We start from the raw sequence: 24,224 nt of genomic DNA, 5'->3' as shown, positions 1-24,224 counted from the left end.
CAATTAAAACAATATAGTGGTGGCGATTGGTGTTAAATTGAATTTAATTTGTGTAGGGTCTATGGTAATAGAAGGAGAATTGTTAAAGAATTAGGTTGCTTGACCAAACTTCTTGCCGTTAATCGATTTTAGCCTAAAATAAAGACTTTTAAACATGAGCAAATGAATTTACCAATAAAAGGAATTATTCCACCGATGATTACGCCGCTTTTGGAGAATTTGTCATTAGATCTTGTCGGATTAGAAAATTTGGTGCATCATTTATTGGAAGGTGGTGTACATGGTATTTTTATCTTGGGGACTTCTGGTGAGGGACCTAGCCTGAGTTACGCAACACGGAAAAAAATGATTTCCGAGACCTGTAGGTTGGTTAACGGCAAGGTGCCGCTGTTGGTTGGAATCACAGATACCTCCTTTGAGGAAGCCATGGAATTGGCCAAACACGCCAAAAGGGAAGGAGCCAATGCCTTGGTGGTGGCCTCCCCATATTACCTTCCTATTTCTGAGAGGGAAATGTTAGAGTATTTGGAAAATTTAGCTCCTAAATTGCCATTACCTTTCCTTTTGTACAATATGCCAAGTTGTACCAAGCTAAGCGTATCAATGAAAATAGTTAAAAAAGCGAGAGCGTTGGGAGCTATAGGCATCAAGGATAGCTCTGGTGATCTTTCGTTTTTGTATATGCTGATCGAAGCGTTTAAGAACGACCCCCAATTCGCTATCATTACGGGGACGGAATTATTTCTGCCAGAAACAATCATGAATGGCGGACATGGGGCCGTGGCAGGGGGTGCCAATTTTTTTCCAGGGCTTTTTGTGGCCCTCTATGAAGCTATGCTTAAGAAAGATTTTGATAAGGCAAAAGAACTACGCCAAGAGGTGATAAAGATTCATCATACCATTTATGAGGTTGGAAAATATTCCTCACGGCACATAAAAGGGACTAAAGCAGCCTTAGCAGCCATGAATATTTGCAAGGATTATGTAGCAGAACCCCTGCACAGATTTAATGAGGAACAACGTAATAAAATTAAAGAGTATATTGTAGCGTTTAAATATACCAACCACTACAAACCTGCATTATGAATTACCAATTAGGAACTGTGGACCTGACCATAATAGTGCTTTATGGACTGGTCTTGGTCCTCATGGGAATCTACTTTTTTAAGAGGAGCAAAACTTCGGAACAGTTTATGGTAGCCAGTAGGGGGATACCCGCCTGGGCCGCAGGTATTGCGGTTATGAGTACCTATACTAGTAGCATTTCCTATATTGCCGTTCCTGGAAAAGCCTTTGACGATAATTGGCACCCCCTTGTATTTGCCATCTGCGCCATTCCAGTAGCCTGGTTTGTAACTTCCTATGTAATTCCCCATTACCGAAAAAATAATATCATCTCCGTTTATAACTATCTCGAAGAAAAAATTGGGGGCTGGGGTAGAATTTATGCTGCTTTCTCCTTTCTCCTCTTTATGGTAGGGCGGGTAGCTGTAATTCTATACTTGTCTTCCCTGTTGCTTACCTCCTTTGTGAGCTTAGATATAGAAATGGTTATTGTATGTATTGGTGTCGTGACCATTATCTACACCTTAATGGGAGGAATGGAAGCGGTCATATGGACGGATGTGATGCAATCCATAATAATGATCGGGGGAATCCTTTTTGTAGCTGTTATACTTAGTATGGAGATTTTTTCCCAGCCCGATTATTTGGTGCAAAAGGCTTTTGATAACAATAAATTTAGCCTTGGGGATACAGACTTTTCACTGCGCGATAGAACATTGTGGGTAATGATTATTTACGGAATATCGGAAAATGTTAGGAATCTTATTGCCGATCAAAATTACACCCAGAAATATAGCTCGGTGGGCACCACCCAGGAAGCGCGTAAATCGGTTTGGATTGCCATGCTCATCTACCTGCCATTAACCCTTATCTTTTTATATATAGGAACGGCCTTATTTGCTTACTACGGAGCAGAAGCAAATGTTTTAAATGAAACCATTACCAAAGGCGATGAGGTCTTCCCATATTTTATTGCTACAGAACTCCCGGTAGGCATTAAAGGCCTTATGATTGCAGCCATCATGGCGGCTTCTATGAGTACGGTAGATTCTGCCCTCAACTCTTCGGCTACGGTGCTGTATATCGATTTTTATAAAAAGTACCTCAATCCCAAAGGGTCCGAACGGTCCAGCCTAAATTTTCTTAGGATTACCACCATCATTTGGGGAGTGTTGGGAGTGGGATTTGCCCTGCTTATGATTAATGCCAAAAGCGCATTGGATGTCTGGTGGCAAATTTCAGGGATTTTTGGGGGTGGTATCCTCGGATTGTTTCTCTTGGCCCTATTTAACGTAGGTATCAGTCGGGCACAAGGGGTTCTATCCGTACTGTTTAGTATTCTAATTATTGTTTGGGGTACCTTCTTTAGAGACCTGCCCAAAGGTTACAGCTGGTTAGAGTGTTCCATGGATCCAATAATCATTGGTGCGGCTTCTACGGCAGGATTAATTGCTATGGCCTTGGTCTTTATGCTGTATAATAAAAGCAAAACTAAAGAGTACGCATAATTTTGGAACTGGGGAAACAGGCATGGATTAAGATAGGGAGGGTGCTTCTGCCCCCATTACTTCTTTTAATGCTACTGCTCTTCTTCCCATTTTCTATAACTATCATAGATGCCCTAAGCTTACAACCCCTAGCAGATTACAGTATTCAGATACATTTCTGGAGAACGGTCTTTGAACCCTTTTTGGGTCCTTTGCTTTATTTTAAAAGATCTATAAACCCACTGCAGGAAGTGCCAATGGCAATCCTGTGGGGGCTTGTGATCTATCTGCTCCATGGGTTTTGGAAGTACAAAAAAATGGAGGATAAATCTGGAGGGGGAAAATACTTTTTAAGGAAACTAAGCAATTTACCTTTGATTTTGGGAATGGGGTTTGCTTACTTTCTTTTAGTCCTTTTTATTCCATTGCCAACCAATACCATCGTCAATAATTCCGAGCACGATATTTTGGTGACCACCCATGCACATTCCGAATACAGCCATGACGGATTAATCTCTCCAATACAATTGTGGGAATGGCATAAAAGAAATGGATTTGACGCCTTGTTTATTACCGAACATGCCCATCATCATAAAACCCTAGAGTTTTCAAGACAACAGCGCAATAGTAAATTTCCTATGGATCCATTGGTTATGGTAGGGCAGGAGTATTCTGGCTCTAACCATATGAGTCTTTTGGGGTTAAACGGAAGCTTTGTGACCAAAGGAAAAACAGATGCAGAAATTGTGGACTTAACCCACAGGCATGGGGGTGCAGTAATCGTTAACCATTGGTTTGATGGGAAAGGAAAGGAAAAAGAATTCTATACGGCCATGGGAGTAGATGGATTTGAAATTGAAAATGTAGGCAAGAAATTATACTACAATCGGTTAGTTTTCAAGAATCTTAAAGAACACTGTGAGGAAAACGGACTTATCATGGTGGGCGGCTTAGACTATCACGGATATGGAAGGGGATGTTCCCTTTGGAATGCTTTCACCATTCCCAATTGGCACAAAATGAACCCAAAAGCAAAAGAAAGTGCCATACTACAGATTTTACAGGATAGGGATCAGTCTAAGCTTAAGGTACTTATGTACAGGGATAGGCCTTTTTACGAGGGGATCCCTCCTTTGATTAGTCCACCTATTAACGCCCTATATTATTTTAGAACGCTCAATGGCTATCAAGTGGCATCTTGGATAGTTTGGTGGGCTATTTTTCAGTTGTTTCTTGTTGTAGGAAGGAGTTGGCTAATGTATTGGGAAGATGCTTTGCCATTAGGGGGAGGCCTAAGCGCAACGTTTATGCTGATCTTGGGCGTAATTTATTATTTAAAGGACCAGACGCTGCAGGGGTATAGTAGTTTGTATGCCGAATACGGTACCCTCTTGTTGACAATTGGGGGCATATATATCCTATACGCGGGCTACTTAATCCGTCGTCGTTTTTTTAGAGTGAAAATATAGTCTGAGGTAAAAGCCTGCTGTTCATTTTTATATCCAGCCTTCTACGGGTGGCCATTTACCATCTTTAACGGTGAAGCTTACGCGCTCTTAAATAATTTAAAAGAGCTTCCGGCAAATCTGTCTGTATTACATTTACATATTTTTTGCTCAAAAGGGCATCAAACCCAGCATCTTTCTCTAACCGCTCCATGCTATCATATTTTCCTAAGGCATTGATCCATACCCTTGTTCCCGAGTCTATAATCTTGCGCATCTTACGGTCCTTGTAAAAGCTTTCATCAATATGGATAATATCTATCAGGTCCATTTTTTGAATCGCCCTCACTTCTCTTCTAGAATACGCCCTAGGCATTATTCGTATTTCACTATCCATTTCTTGCAGCCTGGGGGTTTCCTTATAATCGTACAGAAAAAATAATATTTGGTTCTCCATCCCGAATTCTTGAATAAGGGAATAGGCTTTTTCAACAGCGGCCATATCCTCCAATTTAAAGTCGATGTCTAAAAGGACTTTTCCTTTAGTCAATTGCAGTACTTCTTTAAAGGTGGGAATACGCTCTGTAGTGATACTGTCTTTAAATAATAGGCGTAGGTCTTTTAGCTGGTCTAAGCTAAAATCGGACACATTTCCACTACCATTGGTGGTTCTATCCAAAGTGCGATCGTGCATTATCAGCAACACTCCATCCTTACTTTGTCTAATATCTAATTCCACGATATCTACTCCTATACGGATACTTTCCTTAATGGCAGCCAAAGAATTTTCTGGGTAATAATCATTGGTGGCTCTATGGGCAGCAACTAATATTTGTTCGGGATTGTTTTTAAAATCGATTAAAATACGATCCAAGTTGGACTCCTGTGCTGCTAATCCTACATAGAGAAATAACAATAGCACTAAGAGAAGCTTTTTTGGGTGTGGTGATAGGTGGTTGTTCATTTCAAAAATAAATAAACTGGCGCGGTAGCCAGTAATTATAAGCTTCCCTAAGTTAGGAAATTATTTTGGCTCTCCTTACTCTGCACCGGCTAGGATCAGTAGTTGGGCAATTTCTTTAAACCCACGACGTTTTGCGTGCTGTAAGGGAGTGATACCGTTATTGTCGGCAATATTAACGTTGGCACCTGCAGCTATAAGCATGGATACAGCTTGCTGGTAACGTTGGTTGCCTTCCCCTAAGATAATGGCCTCCAATAAGGCCGTCCATCCCAGGCGATTGATGTGGTCTATGGGATAATTGGGGTCGTCTAGTAAGAGCTTTATCACCTCTAAATGGGCATGCTCACTGGCGGGAATTAGGGCCGTTCCTTTATACCTGTTTAGTACCCCGTAATCTGGATTAGCAGTCATGCAGATTTTTACAATTTCTGTGAAGCCTTCGGCGCCAGCATATAAAAAAGGAGAGTTAAGCATATGATCTTGGGCATTGACATTGGCTCCTGCTTTTATAAGAATTTTTGCAGCTTCTACATGGTTGGCATAGGTAGCAAGCATAAGGGCAGTACGTCCCTTAGTGTCTTTTAAGTCTAGCTGAGCACCATTCGCTATCGCCTTCTTTAGGGAGAGGGTATCATTGTTGGCAGCCGCCCTAAGTAGTAAGGTGCTTTTCATTGTGTTTTGTCCCTTGCTCTGAGCGCAGGATACTCCGATGAGAAGCATACATCCCATCAAGAAAAAAGTCTTCATTTTTTATCATTTTCGGTAAAGTTAAGGATCATTTTCGTCAATGGGAAGAGGGGGGCTGTCGTAGGAGAAGCGCTCAGCTAAGGTTGTTTGCATCAATATATTTATGATAAGGATTCATTATAAATAAGGCAGACCTGTATTTTTAAAGAAAAAATGCCAATAGTAGGAAGTATCGTAAAAGGGTTTTTGGATTTGAGAGATCGATTGGTGAGTGATAAAAATCCGGTAGAGGCCCAAAAGGAGGTGTTGAAAATGCTCTTGGAAAAGGCCAAGAACACCGATTTTGGCAAGCACTATCAATTTTCAAAAATCCTGAAATCGCCCAATCTAGTAAGAACTTTTGCTGAAACCATCCCTTATTTTGATTATGATAAAATGAATGCCGAGTGGTGGTGCAAAATCCATGAGGGCACTCCGGATGTTAGTTGGCCGGGAAAGCCAGATTACTTTGCGTTGAGTTCTGGTACTACGGGAAAAACAAGTAAGCGTATCCCCGTTACTAATGACATGATTAAGGCTATACAGGAGGCGGGTTTAGAACAGGTGTATGCCCTAAGCAATTTTGACCTTCCTGCCGATTTCTTTGAGAAAGATATTATGATGTTGGGAAGCTCCACAGATTTGGAGAGTGTAGATCAGCATTTGGAAGGGGAAATCAGTGGAATTAGTGCTAGCCAGATCCCGGCATGGTTTAGAGGCTATTATAAACCAGGAGAAGAAATTGCCAAGATTGATGATTGGGACAAGCGGGTTGATCGTATTGTGGAGAAAGCGGCCGATTGGGATGTTGGGGCACTTAGTGGCATACCCTCTTGGATGGAGCTTATGTTAAAACAAGTAATAGAAAGACATCAGCTTAAAAATATTCATGAGTTATGGCCCAATTTACAGGTGTACACTTCCGGAGGGGTGGCTTTTGCCCCATACGAAAAGAGCTTTAATGCCCTTTTGGGAAAACCCATTACAGTTATTGATACCTATTTGGCTTCCGAAGGATTTATTGCGTTTCAGGCGAGACCAGAAACCGAAGCAATGCAGTTGGTGACCAATGGGGGAATATATTTCGAGTTTGTGCCGTTTAATCCAGACTATATTAACCAAAATGGTGCCTTAGTGAAAGATGCTCCATGTGTATCCCTGGCTGAGGTGGAGTTGAATCAGGACTATGTGCTGGTGATCAGTACCGTAGCGGGTGCATGGCGCTATATTATAGGGGATACCATTAAATTTACGGATTTAGAACGGGCCGAGATAAAGATTACCGGGAGGACCAAGTTTTTCCTTAATGTGGTTGGGTCCCAGCTGTCCGTAAATAAAATGGACGATGCTGTAAACCGATTGGAAGATGCATTTTCCATGAAAATTCCCGAGTATACCCTGTGTGCTAAAAAAATAGACGGCGAGTTTTACCATTGTTGGTATTTGGGAACCGATGCCACAATGGATGAGAATGAAATAGCGGCAAAACTGGACGAATATTTAAAGGATGCCAATAAGAATTATAAGGTGGCTCGCTCAAAAGCTTTGAAAGGGGTAAAGGTAAGCCCGGTACCAGTGGCTATCTTCCATGAATGGAATGCTGTTAATAAGAAGAAAGGCGGACAAGTAAAGATGGAACGGGTAATGGATACGGAGAAATTTGCGGAATGGGAAGAATTCGTAAAAGAAAATTTGTAGAAATCAACCTAATTTATTGCTCTTTATAATAGGGGTAGGCCTAGTGTTTTACCTTTTATCCATTTCTTCTACAAGGACCATAATCTCTTCCGGGGATAGGTAGTACTTTTTAATTCTGTCTTTATATTCCTGTCGGATTTCTGCATGATCCAATATAAAGTTCTTGGTATCCAAAATATAAGTTCCCATCCCTTGAGCTACTGCATAAGTGTCTGCGGCGCGCTCTGCTTCTACGATGTAGGATCCGGAAAAAAGATATTTAACCCCAAACCAAAGTAGGTTAAGACTGCTCCTGTTTTTATAATCCATAATATGCCCCAATTCATGACCTAACCAGCCAATCATAATTTTGGGATCTATGGATTTGGTATGAAACTCTGTCCCTGAAATTTTAAATTTCTCACTAATCAGAATAATATATTTCCTTTTTTTTCTAGACCCAAAAAGACTCCAGAAATTTGGCTGGGCCATCATGGTAGATTTTTTGATGTTTTTCTTGAATTTTACGGTAATCGGGGTGTTTTCCAATTCCGGATAATAGGATAGTGCCGTAGCTACTTCCTTCTTTATGGATTTGGGTGCTATGTGTTGGGCATTTAAGGAAACTAAACTCATGAATAGTATTGCGATTAATTGGATTTTCATCTGCGTTTCTAATGCTTGTCATTCTGATAAGCTATAAGTTATAAAAAATTAGTACGCGTATGAAATGGCCTTTGCAATTCCATTAAAAATTGTTGGAAATGGGATAAAAGGGTGCCACTTAAAGCATAGAAGCACTAACCTTACGCCTTATCTAGCCTAAGGGAAAGATACCCTGCATGAATACTAAACCTAATAACTGAAATCTTAGTTTGCAACGGTAGGTTTCTCCTCCTTTATTTTACTTTCAATATGATTGATAATCATAGGAGCATGTATCCTAGAGTTTTCTATAAACCACTTATGCGTTTCCATCCCGCCGCAAATTACTCCAGCCAAATAGATGCCTGCTATATTGGTTTCCATGGTCTCCGGGTTGTAGCTGGGTAGTCTTTTTGGGTCCTCGGATAAGTGAATGCCCAGTTTCTCCAAAAAGCCAAAGTTGGGCATATAACCGGTCAGGGCCAAAACGTAATCATTGGCCAATGGTACGCTTCCCTCGGGAGTGTTAATAAGAATTTCCTCCTCTCTAATCTCTTCTACCGTACTGTTGTAGTAAGCCTTTATACTCCCTTCACTAATCCTATTTAAAATATCGGGTCTTACCCAATATTTAACTCGTTCACCTATGCTAGAACCGCGAACTATTAAGCTCACATCGGCCCCTTTTCTATAGCATTCCAAAGCAGCGTCCACAGAGGAGTTGCTGGCGCCAATAACGGCCACTTTCTGATTAGAATAAAAGTGTGGATCCTTGTAGTAATGGGATACTTTATCCAAATCCTCTCCGGGGACATTCATCTTATTGGGTATATCATAGAATCCGGTGGCTACAATTACATTGTTTGCACGATAGTCGGTTTTTGTAGTGTTTACAAGAAAATGATCTTCGGTCTTTTGAACAGAATTCACCTTTTCGAAGAGTTGTATATTTAAGTTGTTAGAGGTTACAATTCTCCTGTAATATTCCAAAGCTTCGTTTCGTTTGGGTTTTGCCTCTATACTGATAAAGGGAATATCATCTATCTCCAACTTTTCGGAAGATGAGAAAAATTGCATATTTAAGGGGTAGTTGTAAAGTGAATTTACAATACATCCCTTTTCCAGAATTGTATAGGACAATCCTTTCTTTTGGGCTTCCAGTCCGCACGCAATACCGATGGGGCCACCACCGATGATTATAATATCAAAATCCTTCATTATCCCACGATTTCTTTTAATTTCTTAATTGTTTGGGTTGGGTCATCACTTTTAAAAATAAAACTTCCGGCCACTAATACATCCGCTCCGGCATCAACCAATTGTTTGGCATTTTCCGAAGTTACCCCGCCATCTATTTCTATCAGGGTATGCGACTCCTTTTGGTTAATTAAAGCCTTTACATCCCTAATTTTCTTATAGGTGTTTTCTATAAAGGATTGGCCTCCAAAACCTGGATTTACACTCATGATTAACACCAAATCCAAATCACCGATAATATCTTCCAAGAGACTTATTGGGGTATGCGGATTTATGGCAACCCCTGCGGTCATCCCCTCATCCTTAATAGCCTGAATTGTTCTGTGTAAATGCGGGCATGCCTCATAATGTACGGTAAGATTATCAGCTCCCAATTGCGCAAATGTTTTTATATACCTATCTGGATCTACAATCATCAGGTGCACATCAATTGTCTTAGTGGCATGGGCAGTAATCGATTTTAATACAGGCATGCCAAAGGAGATATTGGGAACAAAGACCCCGTCCATAATGTCTATATGGAACCAATCTGCATCGCTTCTATTCACCATTTCTATGTCTCGCTGTAGATTGGCGAAATCGGCTGCTAAAACGGAAGGTGCAATAATTTTTTTATCCATAGGAATGTGTCTGAGAGTTGGTGCAAATATAATTAAATGAAAGGTTCTACTAAAACTGCGTATTCATGGGCATGGGAATCACCGTAATAAATTTATTCCGGTTACCTATTACTAGCTGTTAGTACCAGCGTTTCTTTTTCTTTTTAGAGGCTTCGGACTTTCTTCCTTTCCTGTATTTACTACCCTTCTTTTTGTGTACCACAGGTTTCGCAGTGGGGTCTAAGGGGAAGGGGTGTTCCGTTACCACCTCTATTTGCTTTTGCATTAGCTTTTGAATACTTGCCACATATTCTTTTTCTTCTGCTGCGCATAAAGAGTAAGAAATACCACTTTGTCCTGCTCTTCCGGTCCGCCCTATTCGGTGTACATAGGTTTCGGGAATATTGGGAAGATCAAAGTTTATAACATTGTCTAGTTGTTCAATGTCTATTCCCCTAGCAGCGACATCTGTGGCAATTAAGATGCTTGCTTCCTTGTTCTTAAATCGGTTTAAGGCTTCCAGACGTTCCTCTTGGGATTTTCCTCCATGCAGGGTTTCTACCTTATACTGGTTCTTGAGTAGGGATTGCTCTAGCTTGTCTACCCCGTATTTGGTTCTCCTAAAAATAAGTACATTTCCTTTTATACTGTGTTTTAAAAGATGCAAACAAAGCTGAATTTTTTCGTGTATTGGAGTGTAATAAAGCAATTGATGTACTCTTGCAGCCGCCAAGGAAGTAGGGCTTATTTCAATTTTAATGGCATTCTGTAAAATGCTATTAGTCAATTGTACTACTTTATATGGAATGGTGGCAGAGAAAAGTAGGGTTTGTTTTCCTGTGGGGCAGAGGCGTTCTATCTTCTTTACGTCTTCTACAAAGCCCATATCTAACATGAGGTCTGCCTCATCCAAGACCAGGGTTTCTACATAGTCTAAATTTACAATATCTTGTTTATGCAGATCTAAGAGTCGGCCTGGGGTGGCTACTAAAATATCTACTCCTTTTCTTAGCTCCGCAATCTGTGGCTCCATGGCGGTGCCACCGTAAATCACAGCAGTAATTAAGCTAGCGTGGGTACCGTAATCCAAGAAGTTTTCATGGATTTGAATGGCCAATTCCCTAGTGGGACATACCACTAATGCCTTAATTTTTCGTCCTTTTTTGGTGCTTTCCTGTTTGTGGAAAAGCCGCTGAAGGATGGGAAGTGCATAAGCAGCGGTCTTACCGGTTCCCGTTTGCGCAGATACTATAACATCCTTACCCTCCAAAACCAAGGGAATGGTTATCTCCTGCACTGGGGTTGGGGCGTTGTAGTTTTTTTCGGCGACAGCTCTTAAAAGCGGTTTGTTAAGCTTTAATTCCTTGAAATTCATGCAAGTTGTTTAATAATACGGATACAAAAATACGGTTAAATTGGTAGCTATTGTTTTTGTTTCTAGGTAGTTTACTCCAGGGTTTGTGATTTTTTATTTTAAAAGGATATAAGATGGTCCAATGTTTTTAATAATATCCCATACGGTGTTTTACAATCCTCAATAAAGGTTTTTAGGAACCACTTCCCAACCCCTAAAATGAAAAAACTCCGGTAATCAGCCGGAGTTTATTCATCAATCAAAAAACGAACAGTCATGATAACTGTTGTTAATGGTCACAATCTACAATTTTTACGCGTAATATCCAATTTGAGTGGGTTTTAGCGTTAAAATTAAAATTGATTAGGCTACCCAAGATACGTTTTAAGAATCTTGCTTCTTGAGGTATGCTTTAATCTTCTGATAGCTTTTTCTTTAATTTGTCGTACTCTTTCCCTAGTTAGGTCAAAGGTTTCCCCTATCTCTTCTAAGGTCATAGAGTGTTGTCCGGCTAGGCCAAAGTATAGGCGGATTACATCTGCCTCTCTTGGAGTTAGTGTTTCCAAAGCTCTTTCAATTTCGGTCCTTAGGGATTCATGTAATAAATCCTTGTCCGGATTAGGAGATTCCCCACTACGCAATACATCGTATAGGTTAGAGTCTTCCCCGTCTATCAATGGAGCGTCCATAGAGACGTGGCGTCCAGAGTTCTTAAGGGACTGCTTTACATCCTCCACGGTCATGTCTAATTCCTTAGCAATTTCCTCTGGGGATGGCTGTCTTTCATGTGCCTGCTCCAAGAAGGCAAAAGTTTTGTTGATTTTATTGATGGAGCCAATTTTGTTTAATGGCAATCTTACAATACGGGATTGCTCTGCCAAAGCCTGTAAAATGGACTGTCTAATCCACCAAACTGCATAAGAGATAAATTTAAATCCACGTGTTTCATCAAAACGCTGGGCAGCCTTTATAAGGCCAAGGTTTCCTTCATTTATTAAATCGGGAAGGGTTAAACCTTGGTTTTGGTATTGTTTTGCAACGGAAACCACAAATCGCAAGTTGGCCTTGGTTAGCTTTTCAAGGGCAATCTGGTCACCAGCCTTGATTCGTTGTGCCAATTCAACTTCCTCATCTGCAGTAATCAGGTCTACCTTTCCAATTTCTTGTAGGTACTTGTCTAAAGAAGCGGTTTCCCTATTGGTAACCTGTTTAGTAATTTTAAGCTGTCTCATCTAAATATTTCCTTTCTAAATTAAGTGCGCTAATCATATGCTGCATTAGTTATACGTAGGAATGTTGGAAATGTTACAAAGGGACCCCTTTATTTTTCATTTTTGGCTTATTGGCATAAAAAAAACCACGTATTCACAGTTTAATTGGAATACGTGGCTGATAATTAAGAGAATGAGATTTTACCTAGTCTCTTCTAGGTTTACGATCGCGATCTCTATTTCTATCGTTTCTCCTATCATTTCCTCGATCGTTTCTATCACGATCTGTTCTTGGAGCTCTTTCCTTAAAGCCTTCTGGCTTGGGCAAAATAGCTTTTCTAGAAACTTTCTCCTTTCTGGTTCTTGGGTCTATACCAAAGTACTTAACATCAAAAACATCGCCCATATTAACAACATCGGAAACATTTTCGGTTCTTTCCCACGCCAATTCGGATACGTGTAATAGTACTTCGTTCCCTGGGGCTTCCGTGTATTCTACTACCGCTCCAAAATCGAGCATTTTTATAACTTTAACCTCATAGATGCTTCCCACTTCTGGTTTAAACATCAAGGAGTCAATTTTTGCAAGTACCTGATCAATTCCTTCCTGAGAGGTTCCTAGAATTTCTACGATACCTTCTTCAGTAACTGGATCTTCGTTGATCACAATAGTAGTGTTGGTAGCCTTTTGCAACTCTTGGATTACTTTTCCTCCAGGTCCAATCAACGCTCCAATGAATTCGCCAGGAATAACTCTGGTAACCATTTTTGGTGCATGGGCTTTAACATCTGGATTGGGGGTGGCAATGGTTTCCACTAGTTTGTCCAAAATATGTAAGCGTCCGGCAGCGGCTTGTTTTAAAGCGTTTACCAAGATTTCATAGGATAATCCTTTAACTTTAATGTCCATCTGGCAAGCAGTAATACCATCGGCGGTACCGGTTACTTTAAAGTCCATATCTCCCAAATGATCTTCATCACCAAGAATATCGGATAATACTGCATATTTACCAGTCTCACCGTCGGAAATTAATCCCATGGCAATTCCGGAAACAGGCTTTTTCAACTGAACTCCAGCATCCATTAGCGCCATAGTACCAGAACAAACGGTAGCCATGGAGGAGGATCCGTTAGATTCTAATACCTCCGCTACTACACGAACAGTATAAGGGCAATCTGCAGGAATCATTCCCTTTAGGGCGCGTTGCGCTAAGTTACCATGACCTACTTCCCTACGAGAAGTACCTCTAATAGGTCTTGCTTCACCCGTTGAGAACGGTGGGAAGTTGTAGTGAAGGTAAAAAGTTTCCTCTCCCTCGTAGGACGGCATGTCTATCTGATTGGCTTCCCTAGATGTTCCTAAGGTAACAGTAGCCAAGGCTTGGGTTTCCCCACGCGTAAAGATAGCAGAACCATGGGTAGAGGGTAGGTAATCTACCTCGCACCAAATGGGTCTAATCTCATCAGTTTTTCTACCATCTAAACGAAGGCCTTCGTTTAGGGTTAGGTCCCTAACGGCAGCTTTCTCTGCCTTATAGTAGTATTTGGAGATTAAGTCTCCATAATCTTCTAGTTCCTCTTCAGAGAAACTGGCTTTAATTTCTTCCTTTATGGCATCAAAGGCAGCTGATCTTTCGTGTTTGGATGAACCTGCTTTAGCAACCTCGTACACTTTGTCGTAAGCCATTTCATGGATCTTCTTGGCCAACTCCTCATCTTCCCTCTCACCCTCGTATTCGCGAACTTCTTTCTTGCCAAAAGCCTCGGCTAATCTAACTTGGGCGGCACATTGTACCTTAATGTGCTCGTGGGCAAATTTAATGGCCTCAACCATTTCCTCTTCGGAAATTTCTTTCATTTCTCCTTCCACCATCATTACAGAATCTGCAGATGCACCAATGATCATATCCAAATCGGAATCTTCCAATTGGGTTCTGGTAGGGTTAATGATAAATTCTCCGTTAATACGTCCTACTCTTACTTCAGAAATAGCACATTCAAAAGGCAAGTCGGATAGTTGGATAGCTGCAGAAGCGGCCAATCCTGCCATAGCATCTGGCATAACATCCGCATCGTGAGACATCAACTGGATCATTACTTGAGTTTCCGAATGGTAATCGGATGGGAAAAGTGGGCGTAAAACGCGGTCTACCAACCTCATGGTCAATACTTCACCGTCGCTTGGCCTTGCTTCTCTCTTAAAAAAACCTCCTGGATAACGTCCAGAGGCTGCAAATTTCTCACGGTAATCTACCGTTAGTGGAAGGAAATCCACATCACTTTGTTTGTAATTGGAAACAACTGTACATAATAACATACAATTTCCAGACTTCACAACAACAGAACCATGGGCCTGTTTTGCCAATTTACCGGTTTCGATAGAAATTTCTCTACCGTCCCCGAGGTCAATGACCTCTTTAAATACTTTTGGTATCATAAATACGAATTAAAACCTACCTAGCTGTAGGCTTGTTAAACAATGGTCTTTCGTCTGTTTAGACGACGTTGTTGTGTTGTAGTTGTTGTTGACCAATGAAAAACTAGATGTAAGCTTTTTATATTGCCCTAAAATAAAAAAAAGGGACTTGGTAAAAAAAACAATACTGATTAAATATTAGTATTGGCAATATATAAAAAAAGGGGAAAGTAAAACGTTTCCCCTTTTTCAAATTATTTTCTAATTCCTAATTCTTTAATTATCGCACGGTATCTAACAATATCCGTCTTAATTAAATAATCTAAAAGGGATCTTCTCTTACCTACCAATTTAACCAAGGAGCGCTCGGTGTTAAAATCCTTCTGATTTTTCTTAAGGTGCTCAGATAAGTGTTGAATTCTATAGGTGAACAAGGCTATCTGTCCCTCAGTAGAACCTGTATTCTTTGCGTCACCGCCATGTTTTTTAAAAATGTCGGCCTTTACTTCTTTACTTAAATACATTCCAATATTTGTTTAATGATTATTATGTATGTGATTGTTTTTCAACCAGGCTGCAAAGATAGACTATTTTTTATATCCAGCGCGCATGATTTTTTGATTTTTAGGAAGTTTTTATTTTTGGACGAAATAGTAAAACTAAAAAGGCCCTATCTTTATTAGTCAGGGCCTTTAGCATTAGTTTCTTTATGCTTCCTTTCTTACTGGATTGTTTTCTATTAAATCTATATAGAGATTAATCTTCTTTTTAAGGTCCCTTCTATGGACAATAAAGTCTAAAAATCCGTGTTCTTGAAGAAATTCGGCTGTTTGAAAACCTTCTGGTAGTTCCTTGCCAGTCGCCTCTTTTACCACTCGTGGTCCTGCAAAACCAATTAAGGCCCCAGGTTCGGATATGTTAATATCCCCCAACATAGCGTAAGATGCGGTGGTCCCTCCAGTGGTAGGGTCCGTACATAGGGAAATGTAAGGAATGCCGGCATCGGCAAGTTGTGCCAATTTAGCCGAGGTTTTAGCCAATTGCATTAAGGACAGGGCGGCCTCCATCATTCTGGCCCCACCAGATTTGGATATCATTAAAAATGGAATCTTATTTTTAATGGAATAATCTATAGCCCTTGCAATTTTCTCTCCTACAACGCTTCCCATGGATCCACCAATAAAACTGAAGTCCATACAGGCAATCACCAAATCTTTTCCTAGTGATTTTCCCACAGCGGTCTTAACAGCGTCCTTTAAACCTGTTTTTTTCTCCGCGGCGGCCAAGCGATCTACATACTTTTTGGTGTCTTCAAATTTCAATGGGTCTTTGGAGGAGAGCTTAGCGTCTAACTCCGTAAACTCATTGTTGTCGAACAAGATTTCAAAATACTCCTTGCTGCCAATGCGCACATGATAATCATCCTCTGGACTAACATAAAAGTTTTTAGCCAGTTCATCCGATTCCACTATTTTTCCAGTGGGCGACTTGTACCATAGCCCTTTTGGGGTATCTTTCTTCTGATCCGTAGCGGTCTGAATTCCTTTTTCCTTTCTTTTGAACCAAGATGACATAAGTTACTTTTTAAGTTATAGTGTGTTCACGTTGTTAAGGTCCTCAAAGGCCTTCTTTAAACGTGTAACGAAGGTTTTCTCTCCTTCTCTTAACCAAACACGTGGGTCGTAATACTTTTTGTTGGGCTCGTCCGCCCCGTTTGGATTTCCAATTTGCGAACCTAAGTAGTCTGCCTTGTCTTTCATATAGTCTCTGATCCCTTCCATAAAGGCATATTGAAGATCGGTGTCTATATTCATTTTTATTACTCCGTAGCCAATGGACTCGCGAATTTCTTCTAGGGAAGAACCAGATCCACCATGAAAAACAAAATCTATGTGATTGTGCTCCACTCCAAATTTTTCAGAAACGTATTCCTGAGAGTTCTTTAAAATTTTAGGAGTAAGCTTTACATTTCCTGGTTTGTAAACTCCGTGTACGTTACCAAATGCCGCAGCAATAGTAAATTTAGGGCTTACTTTGGAAAGCTCTTCGTAGGCATAAGCTACCTCTTCTGGTTGGGTGTACAGTTTAGAAACGTCTACATCGGTATTGTCTACTCCGTCTTCTTCTCCACCTGTGATCCCTAGTTCAATCTCCAAGGTCATTCCCATTTTGCTCATTCTAGCAAGGTACTGCTTACAGATTTCGATATTTTCTTCTAACGGCTCCTCGGATAGGTCAATCATATGTGAGCTATACAAGGGCTTTCCAGTTTCTTTAAAGTGTTGTTCGCTGGCGTCTAATAGCCCGTCTATCCAAGGTAATAGTTTTTTGGCACAGTGGTCTGTGTGCAATATAACGGTAGCGCCATAGGCTTCTGCCAATGCGTGTACGTGCTTGGCACCTGCAACAGCTCCTAATATGGCAGCTTGTTGGTTTTCGTTAGACAAGCCTTTGCCTGCATTAAATTGTGCGCCTCCGTTGGAAAACTGAATAATGACAGGTGCATTTAGACTTGCGGCCGTTTCCAAAACGCCGTTTATTGTGTCAGAACCAATAACATTGACAGCAGGTAGTGCAAATCCCTTCTCCTTTGCGTAATTGAAAATTTTCTGAACGTCATCTCCAGTTGCAACTCCTGGTTTAATATTGTGTGCCATAATTTTAATTTATTGTAATGGTTTAAATAGATGCGACAAAAGTAAATAAAAATATTAGGGTTAAAAAGGATAATTAATTCCGATGTTAAATACCCCGTTGGCCAAATTATAGTCTCGGAACCACTTTTTGCCAGATTCTTCGGCCGGATTATAGGTTTTAAAGCCCATATCTAGTCGGAAAACAAAATACGAAAAGTCGTATCTGATTCCCAGTCCTGTACCCAAGGCGATATCGGCAAGTGATTCCAAGTTTTCAAAGGTGGCAGCGTCATCCTTAACATTATCCAATACATTCCAAATATTGCCTGCATCGGCAAATAAGGCCCCTTTAATATTTCCCACTATGGGAAAGCGGTATTCTACATTTAAGGCCAGTTTTAAGTTAGCCTCATTAAAATCGTTTAGACCCTGGGTGCTTCCTGGGCCCAAAGAGTAGGGAAGCCATGCACGATTGTCGTTGGAGCCTCCTGCAAAGTAACTTCTAGCAAATGGAATATTGTCCGAGTTTCCATATGGGATGGCAATCCCAAAAAAGCTCCTGAGTGCCAGTACGGTGTTTCTGGGGAAACTCCAATGTTGGATGTAATCGAATTCAGTTTTTATATACTGGGAGTAGGGAACCCCAAACACCAGTTTTTTATCGGTTTCGCTGGTATTAAAAGGAATTATGTTGGAGATGCCCGATAATAAATTACCTGCACTTTCTACCTTAAAACGAAATTGGTGAAAATCATTGTCCGTAATGCCAATTTTATTGTTTCTTGTGTAGGTGTAATTGCTAGTGAAGATCAGGTTGTTCTCGGAAAGGCGCTTTCTTCGCTCCTCAATACTGCTTACTTCGTTAAAGTCTAAAGAAGAGGAAATCACTTCCCTATTTAAAATGGCATTGGTAAAGCCGGTGGTTCCAGTAGGGATTATCAATCTAGGCTCGGTGCCGTCCTCGGGAGTTTCAAAATAATCGGACAAGGCCGGATTGTCTTGATAGTCATCGGCTATCCTATCCAGTTTGTTATAGGTATTCTGGTAAACTTTAAAAAATCTACTCGGATTCACATTGCGCACAAATTGCACGTTTAACAATTCTACCGTATTTCTCTTAAAATCTGTGGGCGACCAATTATATCCTAAAATGGCATTAAAGGTCTCCTTGTCCAAACCAATATTCTGTTGAAAACTGGTTCCCATAGATATTTTGGTCTGTGGAAGCATGTAGTTAGAGATTATTTTAGAGGTGCTAAAAAAAGGCATCCAAATCCGAGGTAGATTAAGATTGATATCGCCCCCAAATTCCAGTATATTAAAAAACCGATTGTCCACTATACTGGGGTCCTTGGAGGCTCCCATGTTGATTCTGCCAGAAATACTGAGGTTTTCGGCACCTTTAAATAAATTTCTTGCCTGTAGGGAGGGGCTAAAGCCCAGTCCTAAAAACTGTATGTTAGAGTGGGTGATGTCAAAATCTGTCCCCAAAGAGTATTTCGGTCGTGGGGAAAGGTAGATGTTGGCGGTCAATTTTGCCTCCGTGGTATCTGCCACGAATTCAATATTGGGGTACTTAAAGTTGTTAAGGTTGGTAATTTGACGGTGGGTCCTAATACGGTCTATTTCCTTGTAAATGCTGTCCTTTTTTAAGAAGACGGCATCGGTCAATGCCTTGGGCTTATAACGAAGTCTATCTTTGTAATAGATAGTGAAATTTTTGTATTCCACAGATTGTAGGCTGTCTTGCTCACCGTTGAAGGTGAAATCTGTGTAAATGTTGATTTTATCAAAGGAATGTACCTTGTATTCCTCGGTGGTGATTGCATTATCCGTCCTTCTTTTTAAGTCTTCTATGTTTAGTTGGATGTCTAGTTTTTGATTGCTGCCTACTTTAGTGGTATCACCAATAAGGTCAAAGGAAATAGCACTTTCCTGGAAGTTGTAAACTCCGGTGTTCCTGTATAATTCCGTTAGCCGTTCCCGTTCCATATTTAAATCTTGGAGGTTTATTTGGCTGCCCGACTTTAGGTAGGAGTCGGCCACGTAGAGCTGGTGGATAGAATCTAGTTGGGGAGAGCTAATACGGCGCAATAGCGAGTCTATTTTATAGGGGGTGCCCAAATCTATATGGTATTGGATTGCTGCCCGTTGCTTGCGGTTGCTGCTATCCACAATAAAAGTGGTGTTGTTGTTAAAATAACCTTTACTTTTATAGTAGGCACTTAATCGCTGTAGGGAGCGTCTGGTTCTAAAGGTGTCAATAACTACTGGGGCTTCCCCAATATTTTTGAGCCAAATGCTTGCGCCCTTTACCAAAAAGGACTCTCCCAATCGTTCTACCTGTTTCTTGGAAAGGAATTTTATGAGTCGCTCTTCTCTCTTTTCTTTCTTGTGTAGCCATGCGTTAAAGGAAGAATCGGGGTCTTTCTTGGCTAAATTGTAAAGGTTTAATCGCAAAGGGTATCCCAGCAGGGTGCTGTTGGGTTTCTGATAGATAAGACTATGGACATCCTCGTTGTTTACTTTTGCACTATCTGCATAGACCGTGTTTTTAGTCAATAAAAGCTCATTGTCTCCCACTCTCCTCAATGCATTGCACGAGGTCATTGCAATTACTAGCAATAATAAGCTTATTTTCGTAGCGTTAAATTTCATAAACGATCGCGTCCCTATGGAGATCAAAAATACATTATTTGTATGGTTGTAAAAAGCCAAATAAAATTTATAAAAAGCTTACAGCAAAAAAAGTATCGATTACAGAATCGCTTGTTTGTGGTAGAAGGGGTGAAAACAGTTAGTGAGCTCTTGGATTCTACTTTAAAACCGTACAAAGTGTACGTAACGGATGCTTCCATTTTTAAGGACGACTTTAAGGAGGTGGAAGTGGTAAGCGAAGCCGATCTTAAAAAAATGAGTGGCTTGTCTACCCCAAATAAGGCGCTTGGTGTATTTCATTATCCAGAACCCAAGACAATAGATTATTCTGGTTGGGTAGTAGCCTTGGATGATGTGCGCGATCCCGGAAATCTGGGCACCATCATTAGGTTGTGCGATTGGTTTGGGATTACAGATCTTATCTGTTCTCTACAGACCGTGGATTGTTACAACCCGAAGACGCTGCAGGCAACCATGGGGTCTATTAGTAGGGTGAATATTGTATATCAAGATTTACAGGCCATTTTGGCAGAATCGGGGGCTACGGCCTTCGGGACATTTATGGATGGGGAAGCCGTATATGGAAAAAGACTGCCCAGTTCCGGGATATTGGTGATGGGGAATGAGGCCAATGGCATATCAACAGAAATAGAAAATATGGTTCAACAAAGAATTAGTATTCCCCAATTTGGCCCTAAAACTGCCGAGAGTTTAAATGTGGCTACGGCCGCGGCCATCTTACTGAGCGAAATAAGAAGGAGCTCCTAATTGCTATTCAAAGGTGAAATTCACAAATAATCCGCGCGTTTTCATGCTGTGAATGTTGTCTGTCCATGTGGTGTCAGGGGCAGTGTCGCGTATCAACTCGTCAGTGAGGGCAAAAACACCTCGGATGGAGGGGGAAAATTTAAAATACTCCAGGTAGAAATCGATGCCAAAGCCCATTTCGTAATAGTAGGTGTTCTTTTTCATCCTGAATTTACCATCCGAAATCTCCTCCATGCTTTTTTCGTTGCTCCCAAGGTTTAAGGAGGTAGAGATACCTCCAATAATAAATGGTTTCCAGTTACCCAATCGTTTAGTACTTACTTTTAATAGTAGAGGGAAATTGATGTAGGTGGATTTCACTTCTCTTATTGAGTCCGTTCCATTGGCGATATTACCTGGGAAGTCCAAACTTCGTTGATTGTAATGTAAGCCAGGTTCAAAACGAAGGTCTAAGTGGTCGTTGATGCGCAGTTCCCCTATTAGACCTACATTAAAACCAAGCGATTTATCCACTAGAATATCTGTGTTGTCTCCCTTATACGCTAAATAGTCAAACTTAAAATCGTATTGGTTAAAGCCTAGGAAATAGCCCCAATTAAGGAGGTGCTTGTCTTCATTCTCTAAATTTATAACGGGCCTCTCGTTAAATTGTGCAGATAAAGAGGTGCCCAAAAGCATACTGCCCATCCAAAGGATTATATTTTTTTTCATCTGCTTGGCCATGTATGGTTTTAATGAATTTACAAAAATTAGACTATAGATTAATTGTACGTTGGTGTAAATTACAAAGCAATTCCCTACCTGCTTTTACTTATTGGCAACATAAATGGATGCCACGCCAAAAGTTTGTGGTTTGTTCTCTACATTTATAAACCCTATTTTTTTTAAAATATTGTTGAAAGCTTCACCATGGGGAAAAACGGCTGCAGATTCTGATAGATAAGTGTAGGCACTGCGGTCTTTGGAAAATAATTTTCCAATGGTGGGCAATATAAATCTAGTGTAGAATTTATAACCTTGCTTATAGGGGGTTTTGGTCGGATTGGAGGTTTCCAAAACCACAAAAGTTCCGTCTTTCTTTAGCACCCTGTAAATTTCGGAAAGGCCTTTCTCTAGGTTTTCAAAATTCCGTACCCCAAAAGCAACGGTAATGGCGTCAAAGGAATTGTCCTCAAAAGGAAGGTTTTCGCTGTCCCCTACCACCATTTTCACGGTGTTTTCTAGTTTTTTGGCTTCAATTTTCTTGCGACCTACTGCTAGCATGCCAGGGGAAATGTCTAGCCCTGTAATCTCTTCGGCTCCTGTCTTTACCATATTAATAGCCAGGTCCCCTGTACCAGTGGCAATGTCTAAGATGGATTTAGGTTTGTTTTTACCAACAATAGCCACCACTTTTTTCCTCCACTTAACGTCTATTCCAAAGGAAATAACCCTATTCAATCCGTCATACTTGCCAGAAATGGTGTCAAACATTTTTGTTACCTGCTCCTTCTTTCCTAGGTCGGAATCTTTATATGGGGTAACCTTCTTAGTCATAAGCGTAAAATTTTTGGTAAATATACTATATAGTGAAATAGATATGGGTTTATTTTTTGTTTGATCGGGGTGATAAGGTCATTTTTAAGTTGTTGAAAGTGGAAGTCAACCAGATTTTATTATGTAGTTTTGCGTCGGTTTTTAAGAGATATTGATTCCTTGGTATTAGGCCAATGGTCGTAATCTTTAAAAAAGGATAAATCCTCTTTTGATCCTTTTAAATTTTAAAAAGCATAGGTTGGACCATTATTTGTATAGGTTGGGAAGGTTGCCGTATTGGTAAGTTCGGTCTACTGTACAACTTTCAAGTTCCTATGGTTTAACGATAATGAACAAAACACACTTGTAATTTTGTACGGAAGAAGCTTAAGACTTGTGGGTTGGCAAATATTTACATTACCTTTAATTATATAATTAATATAGGATATCAATGAAAATTATTATTGCGGGTGCGGGTGAAGTGGGTTTTCATTTGGCAAAATTACTGTCGTATGAAGCCCAGGATATTACCCTCATAGACTGTGACAAGGAGAGCCTCGCATACCCCGATACCCATTTGGATATTAGGGTAATAAAAGGGGATGCCACCTCAATATCTATATTAAAGGAAGCACAGGTGGGGAGGTCTGATCTAATGATTGGGGTAACTTCCTCCGAGACTACCAATATTACCCTGTGTATGTTGGCCAAGCAATTGGGATGCAAACGTACCATTGCGCGTATTTCCAATGCAGAGTTTATACATAATAAGGACCTTATTAGATTTGATAAGCTTGGGATAGACGAGCTTATCTCTCCAGAAGCCCTAGCGGCCGCGGAAATTCAATTGCTTTTAAATCAATCGGCATTTAATAATACCTACGAGTTTGAAGAGGGGCTATTGATTATGGTGGGGGTTTCCCTTCCAAAAACGGCACCTTTCGTAGGGAAGACCGTACAAGAGGCCGCAAAAATATTTCCAGAACTCCACTTTATGCCCATTGCCCTGCAAAGGATGGGAACCCAATATACCATAGTGCCAAGAGGTGGTACCGTTTTTAGAGAAAGGGATCAGGTGTATTTTGTTACTAATAGGGAAGGCTTGGATGATCTATACAAGCTTACCGGAAAGGTGAAGCGGGAGATTAAAAATGTAATGATTCTAGGAGGTAGTAATGTAGGCTTTAAAACGGCTAGGGATCTTTGCGCAAATAATTTTAAGGTTAAGTTAATAGAAAAAAACAAGGAGCGGGCATTTGAACTTGCAGATGAATTGTCCTCCGCTTTAATCATTAATGGGGATGGACGAAATGTAGAGCTGCTAGAAGAGGAAGGATTGGAAGCAATGGACGCTTTTATTGCTGTTACTGGTAATTCTGAAACCAATATTATGTCTTGTTTGGTGGCAAAGTCTAAAAATGTGAAGAAAACCATGGCCCTTGTAGAAAATATGGATTATTTTCAATTGTCCCACTCTATAGGGATAGATACTCTGCTGAATAAAAAACTGCTTGCCGCCAACCATATATTTAGGCACATTAGGAAAGGGGAGGTTGTGGCTATGACCAGGCTTAATAATTTAAATGCGGAGATTTTGGAGTTTAATGTTAAGCCTACTTCCATAGTGAACGGAAAATATATAAGGGATCTAAATTTTCCTAAAGAGGCTACCATTGGTGGTGTAATACGGGATAATCAAGGAATAATTGCCTTAGGTGGATTTAAGATTGCCGAAGGCGATAGGGTAGTGGTGTGTTGTTTACCCAATGCTATCCGTAAAATAGAAAAGCTTTTCCTATAA

General features: G+C 40.5%; 20 protein-coding genes. 6 read left to right on the top strand and 14 right to left on the bottom strand.

The window, feature by feature from the left end; all coding sequences use genetic code 11:
* Positions 1–162: 162 nt before the first annotated feature.
* Genes F1E73_RS05700 through F1E73_RS05690 form a run of 3 tightly spaced genes read left to right on the top strand, consistent with a single transcriptional unit; the run spans position 163 to position 4,021 of the window.
* Positions 163–1,086 (top strand): dihydrodipicolinate synthase family protein, encoded by a 924-nt coding sequence (locus F1E73_RS05700; RefSeq protein WP_086476124.1) that lies wholly within the window; start codon positions 163–165, stop codon positions 1,084–1,086.
* On the top strand, positions 1,083–2,573 hold the full coding sequence (locus tag F1E73_RS05695; RefSeq protein WP_150451360.1) for a sodium:solute symporter family transporter: 1,491 nt from the start codon (positions 1,083–1,085) through the stop codon (positions 2,571–2,573). The genes F1E73_RS05700 and F1E73_RS05695 overlap by 4 nt, the downstream gene beginning before the upstream one ends.
* Before the next feature lie 2 nt (positions 2,574–2,575).
* Entirely contained in the window at positions 2,576–4,021 is a 1,446-nt protein-coding gene (locus F1E73_RS05690) for a PHP domain-containing protein (protein WP_150451359.1), read from the top strand.
* A gap of 64 nt (positions 4,022–4,085) precedes the next feature.
* Here the strand turns inward: F1E73_RS05690 and F1E73_RS05685 are convergent, their stop codons facing one another.
* Both F1E73_RS05685 and F1E73_RS05680 read right to left on the bottom strand, forming a co-directional pair.
* Entirely contained in the window at positions 4,086–4,961 is an 876-nt protein-coding gene (locus F1E73_RS05685; RefSeq protein WP_086476127.1) for a glycerophosphodiester phosphodiesterase family protein, read from the bottom strand.
* A gap of 75 nt (positions 4,962–5,036) precedes the next feature.
* Positions 5,037–5,708, bottom strand: a complete 672-nt coding sequence (locus tag F1E73_RS05680; protein ID WP_150451358.1) for an ankyrin repeat domain-containing protein — start codon at positions 5,706–5,708, stop codon at positions 5,037–5,039.
* Between the two features lie 153 nt (positions 5,709–5,861).
* On the opposite strand from F1E73_RS05680, the gene F1E73_RS05675 reads away from it, so the two are divergent.
* Positions 5,862–7,385 (top strand): GH3 family domain-containing protein, encoded by a 1,524-nt coding sequence (locus F1E73_RS05675; RefSeq protein ID WP_086476129.1) that lies wholly within the window; start codon positions 5,862–5,864, stop codon positions 7,383–7,385.
* A gap of 48 nt (positions 7,386–7,433) precedes the next feature.
* Here the strand turns inward: F1E73_RS05675 and F1E73_RS05670 are convergent, their stop codons facing one another.
* From F1E73_RS05670 to tamL, 10 genes are all read right to left on the bottom strand, one after another.
* Positions 7,434–8,000 (bottom strand): hypothetical protein, encoded by a 567-nt coding sequence (locus F1E73_RS05670; RefSeq protein WP_223883368.1) that lies wholly within the window; start codon positions 7,998–8,000, stop codon positions 7,434–7,436.
* A 234-nt stretch (positions 8,001–8,234) separates the two neighbouring features.
* A complete protein-coding gene (locus F1E73_RS05665; RefSeq protein ID WP_086476131.1) occupies positions 8,235–9,227 on the bottom strand; it encodes a YpdA family putative bacillithiol disulfide reductase in 993 nt (330 codons plus the stop codon).
* Positions 9,227–9,886 carry a ribulose-phosphate 3-epimerase gene (gene rpe, locus F1E73_RS05660; RefSeq protein ID WP_086476132.1) on the bottom strand — a complete coding sequence of 220 codons (660 nt, stop codon included), beginning with the start codon at positions 9,884–9,886 and terminating at the stop codon, positions 9,227–9,229. Before rpe ends, F1E73_RS05665 begins: the two co-directional genes overlap by 1 nt.
* Positions 9,887–10,004: 118 nt before the next feature.
* Positions 10,005–11,240 carry a DEAD/DEAH box helicase gene (locus F1E73_RS05655; RefSeq protein ID WP_150451357.1) on the bottom strand — a complete coding sequence of 412 codons (1,236 nt, stop codon included), beginning with the start codon at positions 11,238–11,240 and terminating at the stop codon, positions 10,005–10,007.
* A gap of 347 nt (positions 11,241–11,587) precedes the next feature.
* Positions 11,588–12,451, bottom strand: coding sequence for a sigma-70 family RNA polymerase sigma factor (locus tag F1E73_RS05650; protein WP_086476134.1), 864 nt, complete (start codon positions 12,449–12,451; stop codon positions 11,588–11,590).
* Positions 12,452–12,635: 184 nt separating this feature from the next.
* Positions 12,636–14,867, bottom strand: coding sequence for a polyribonucleotide nucleotidyltransferase (locus tag F1E73_RS05645; RefSeq protein ID WP_086476135.1), 2,232 nt, complete (start codon positions 14,865–14,867; stop codon positions 12,636–12,638).
* 233 nt (positions 14,868–15,100) lie between these two features.
* The gene (gene rpsO / locus F1E73_RS05640) at positions 15,101–15,370 is read right to left on the bottom strand and encodes a 30S ribosomal protein S15 (RefSeq protein WP_086476136.1); all 270 of its coding nucleotides are present in this window, start codon (positions 15,368–15,370) and stop codon (positions 15,101–15,103) included.
* Between the two features lie 183 nt (positions 15,371–15,553).
* Positions 15,554–16,420 (bottom strand): acetyl-CoA carboxylase, carboxyltransferase subunit beta, encoded by an 867-nt coding sequence (gene accD, locus F1E73_RS05635; protein ID WP_086476137.1) that lies wholly within the window; start codon positions 16,418–16,420, stop codon positions 15,554–15,556.
* A gap of 15 nt (positions 16,421–16,435) precedes the next feature.
* Positions 16,436–17,503, bottom strand: a complete 1,068-nt coding sequence (fbaA, locus tag F1E73_RS05630; RefSeq protein ID WP_086476138.1) for a class II fructose-bisphosphate aldolase — start codon at positions 17,501–17,503, stop codon at positions 16,436–16,438.
* Positions 17,504–17,563: 60 nt separating this feature from the next.
* Positions 17,564–20,107, bottom strand: a complete 2,544-nt coding sequence (gene tamL, locus F1E73_RS05625; protein WP_317132946.1) for a translocation and assembly module lipoprotein TamL — start codon at positions 20,105–20,107, stop codon at positions 17,564–17,566.
* Positions 20,108–20,182: 75 nt separating this feature from the next.
* On the opposite strand from tamL, the gene F1E73_RS05620 reads away from it, so the two are divergent.
* The gene (locus F1E73_RS05620) at positions 20,183–20,908 is read left to right on the top strand and encodes a TrmH family RNA methyltransferase (protein ID WP_150451355.1); all 726 of its coding nucleotides are present in this window, start codon (positions 20,183–20,185) and stop codon (positions 20,906–20,908) included.
* Between the two features lie 3 nt (positions 20,909–20,911).
* Here the strand turns inward: F1E73_RS05620 and porT are convergent, their stop codons facing one another.
* Positions 20,912–21,619, bottom strand: coding sequence for a type IX secretion/gliding motility protein PorT/SprT (gene porT, locus F1E73_RS05615; RefSeq protein WP_086476168.1), 708 nt, complete (start codon positions 21,617–21,619; stop codon positions 20,912–20,914).
* A 96-nt stretch (positions 21,620–21,715) separates the two neighbouring features.
* On the bottom strand, positions 21,716–22,444 hold the full coding sequence (gene ubiE, locus F1E73_RS05610; protein WP_086476141.1) for a bifunctional demethylmenaquinone methyltransferase/2-methoxy-6-polyprenyl-1,4-benzoquinol methylase UbiE: 729 nt from the start codon (positions 22,442–22,444) through the stop codon (positions 21,716–21,718).
* 430 nt (positions 22,445–22,874) lie between these two features.
* On the opposite strand from ubiE, the gene trkA reads away from it, so the two are divergent.
* A complete protein-coding gene (trkA, locus tag F1E73_RS05605) occupies positions 22,875–24,224 on the top strand; it encodes a Trk system potassium transporter TrkA (protein WP_150451354.1) in 1,350 nt (449 codons plus the stop codon).

It is taken from the genome of Arenibacter lacus (assembly GCF_008711145.1).
GTDB lineage: Bacteria > Bacteroidota > Bacteroidia > Flavobacteriales > Flavobacteriaceae > Arenibacter > Arenibacter amylolyticus.
The sequence above is the reverse complement of the archived record's forward strand: the minus strand, read 5'-3'. Positions and strand labels throughout refer to the sequence as shown.

Coding starts and splice junctions, on each gene's coding strand:
- F1E73_RS05700 (WP_086476124.1), top strand. CDS start 163: ATGAATTTACCAATAAAAGGAATTATTCCACCGATGATTACGCCGCTT.
- F1E73_RS05695 (WP_150451360.1), top strand. CDS start 1,083: ATGAATTACCAATTAGGAACTGTGGACCTGACCATAATAGTGCTTTAT.
- F1E73_RS05685 (WP_086476127.1), bottom strand. CDS start 4,961: ATGAACAACCACCTATCACCACACCCAAAAAAGCTTCTCTTAGTGCTA.
- F1E73_RS05680 (WP_150451358.1), bottom strand. CDS start 5,708: ATGAAGACTTTTTTCTTGATGGGATGTATGCTTCTCATCGGAGTATCC.
- F1E73_RS05675 (WP_086476129.1), top strand. CDS start 5,862: ATGCCAATAGTAGGAAGTATCGTAAAAGGGTTTTTGGATTTGAGAGAT.
- F1E73_RS05670 (WP_223883368.1), bottom strand. CDS start 8,000: ATGAGTTTAGTTTCCTTAAATGCCCAACACATAGCACCCAAATCCATA.
- F1E73_RS05665 (WP_086476131.1), bottom strand. CDS start 9,227: ATGAAGGATTTTGATATTATAATCATCGGTGGTGGCCCCATCGGTATT.
- rpe (WP_086476132.1), bottom strand. CDS start 9,886: ATGGATAAAAAAATTATTGCACCTTCCGTTTTAGCAGCCGATTTCGCC.
- F1E73_RS05655 (WP_150451357.1), bottom strand. CDS start 11,240: ATGAATTTCAAGGAATTAAAGCTTAACAAACCGCTTTTAAGAGCTGTC.
- F1E73_RS05650 (WP_086476134.1), bottom strand. CDS start 12,451: ATGAGACAGCTTAAAATTACTAAACAGGTTACCAATAGGGAAACCGCT.
- F1E73_RS05645 (WP_086476135.1), bottom strand. CDS start 14,867: ATGATACCAAAAGTATTTAAAGAGGTCATTGACCTCGGGGACGGTAGA.
- rpsO (WP_086476136.1), bottom strand. CDS start 15,370: ATGTATTTAAGTAAAGAAGTAAAGGCCGACATTTTTAAAAAACATGGC.
- accD (WP_086476137.1), bottom strand. CDS start 16,420: ATGTCATCTTGGTTCAAAAGAAAGGAAAAAGGAATTCAGACCGCTACG.
- fbaA (WP_086476138.1), bottom strand. CDS start 17,503: ATGGCACACAATATTAAACCAGGAGTTGCAACTGGAGATGACGTTCAG.
- F1E73_RS05620 (WP_150451355.1), top strand. CDS start 20,183: ATGGTTGTAAAAAGCCAAATAAAATTTATAAAAAGCTTACAGCAAAAA.
- porT (WP_086476168.1), bottom strand. CDS start 21,619: ATGAAAAAAAATATAATCCTTTGGATGGGCAGTATGCTTTTGGGCACC.
- ubiE (WP_086476141.1), bottom strand. CDS start 22,444: ATGACTAAGAAGGTTACCCCATATAAAGATTCCGACCTAGGAAAGAAG.
- trkA (WP_150451354.1), top strand. CDS start 22,875: ATGAAAATTATTATTGCGGGTGCGGGTGAAGTGGGTTTTCATTTGGCA.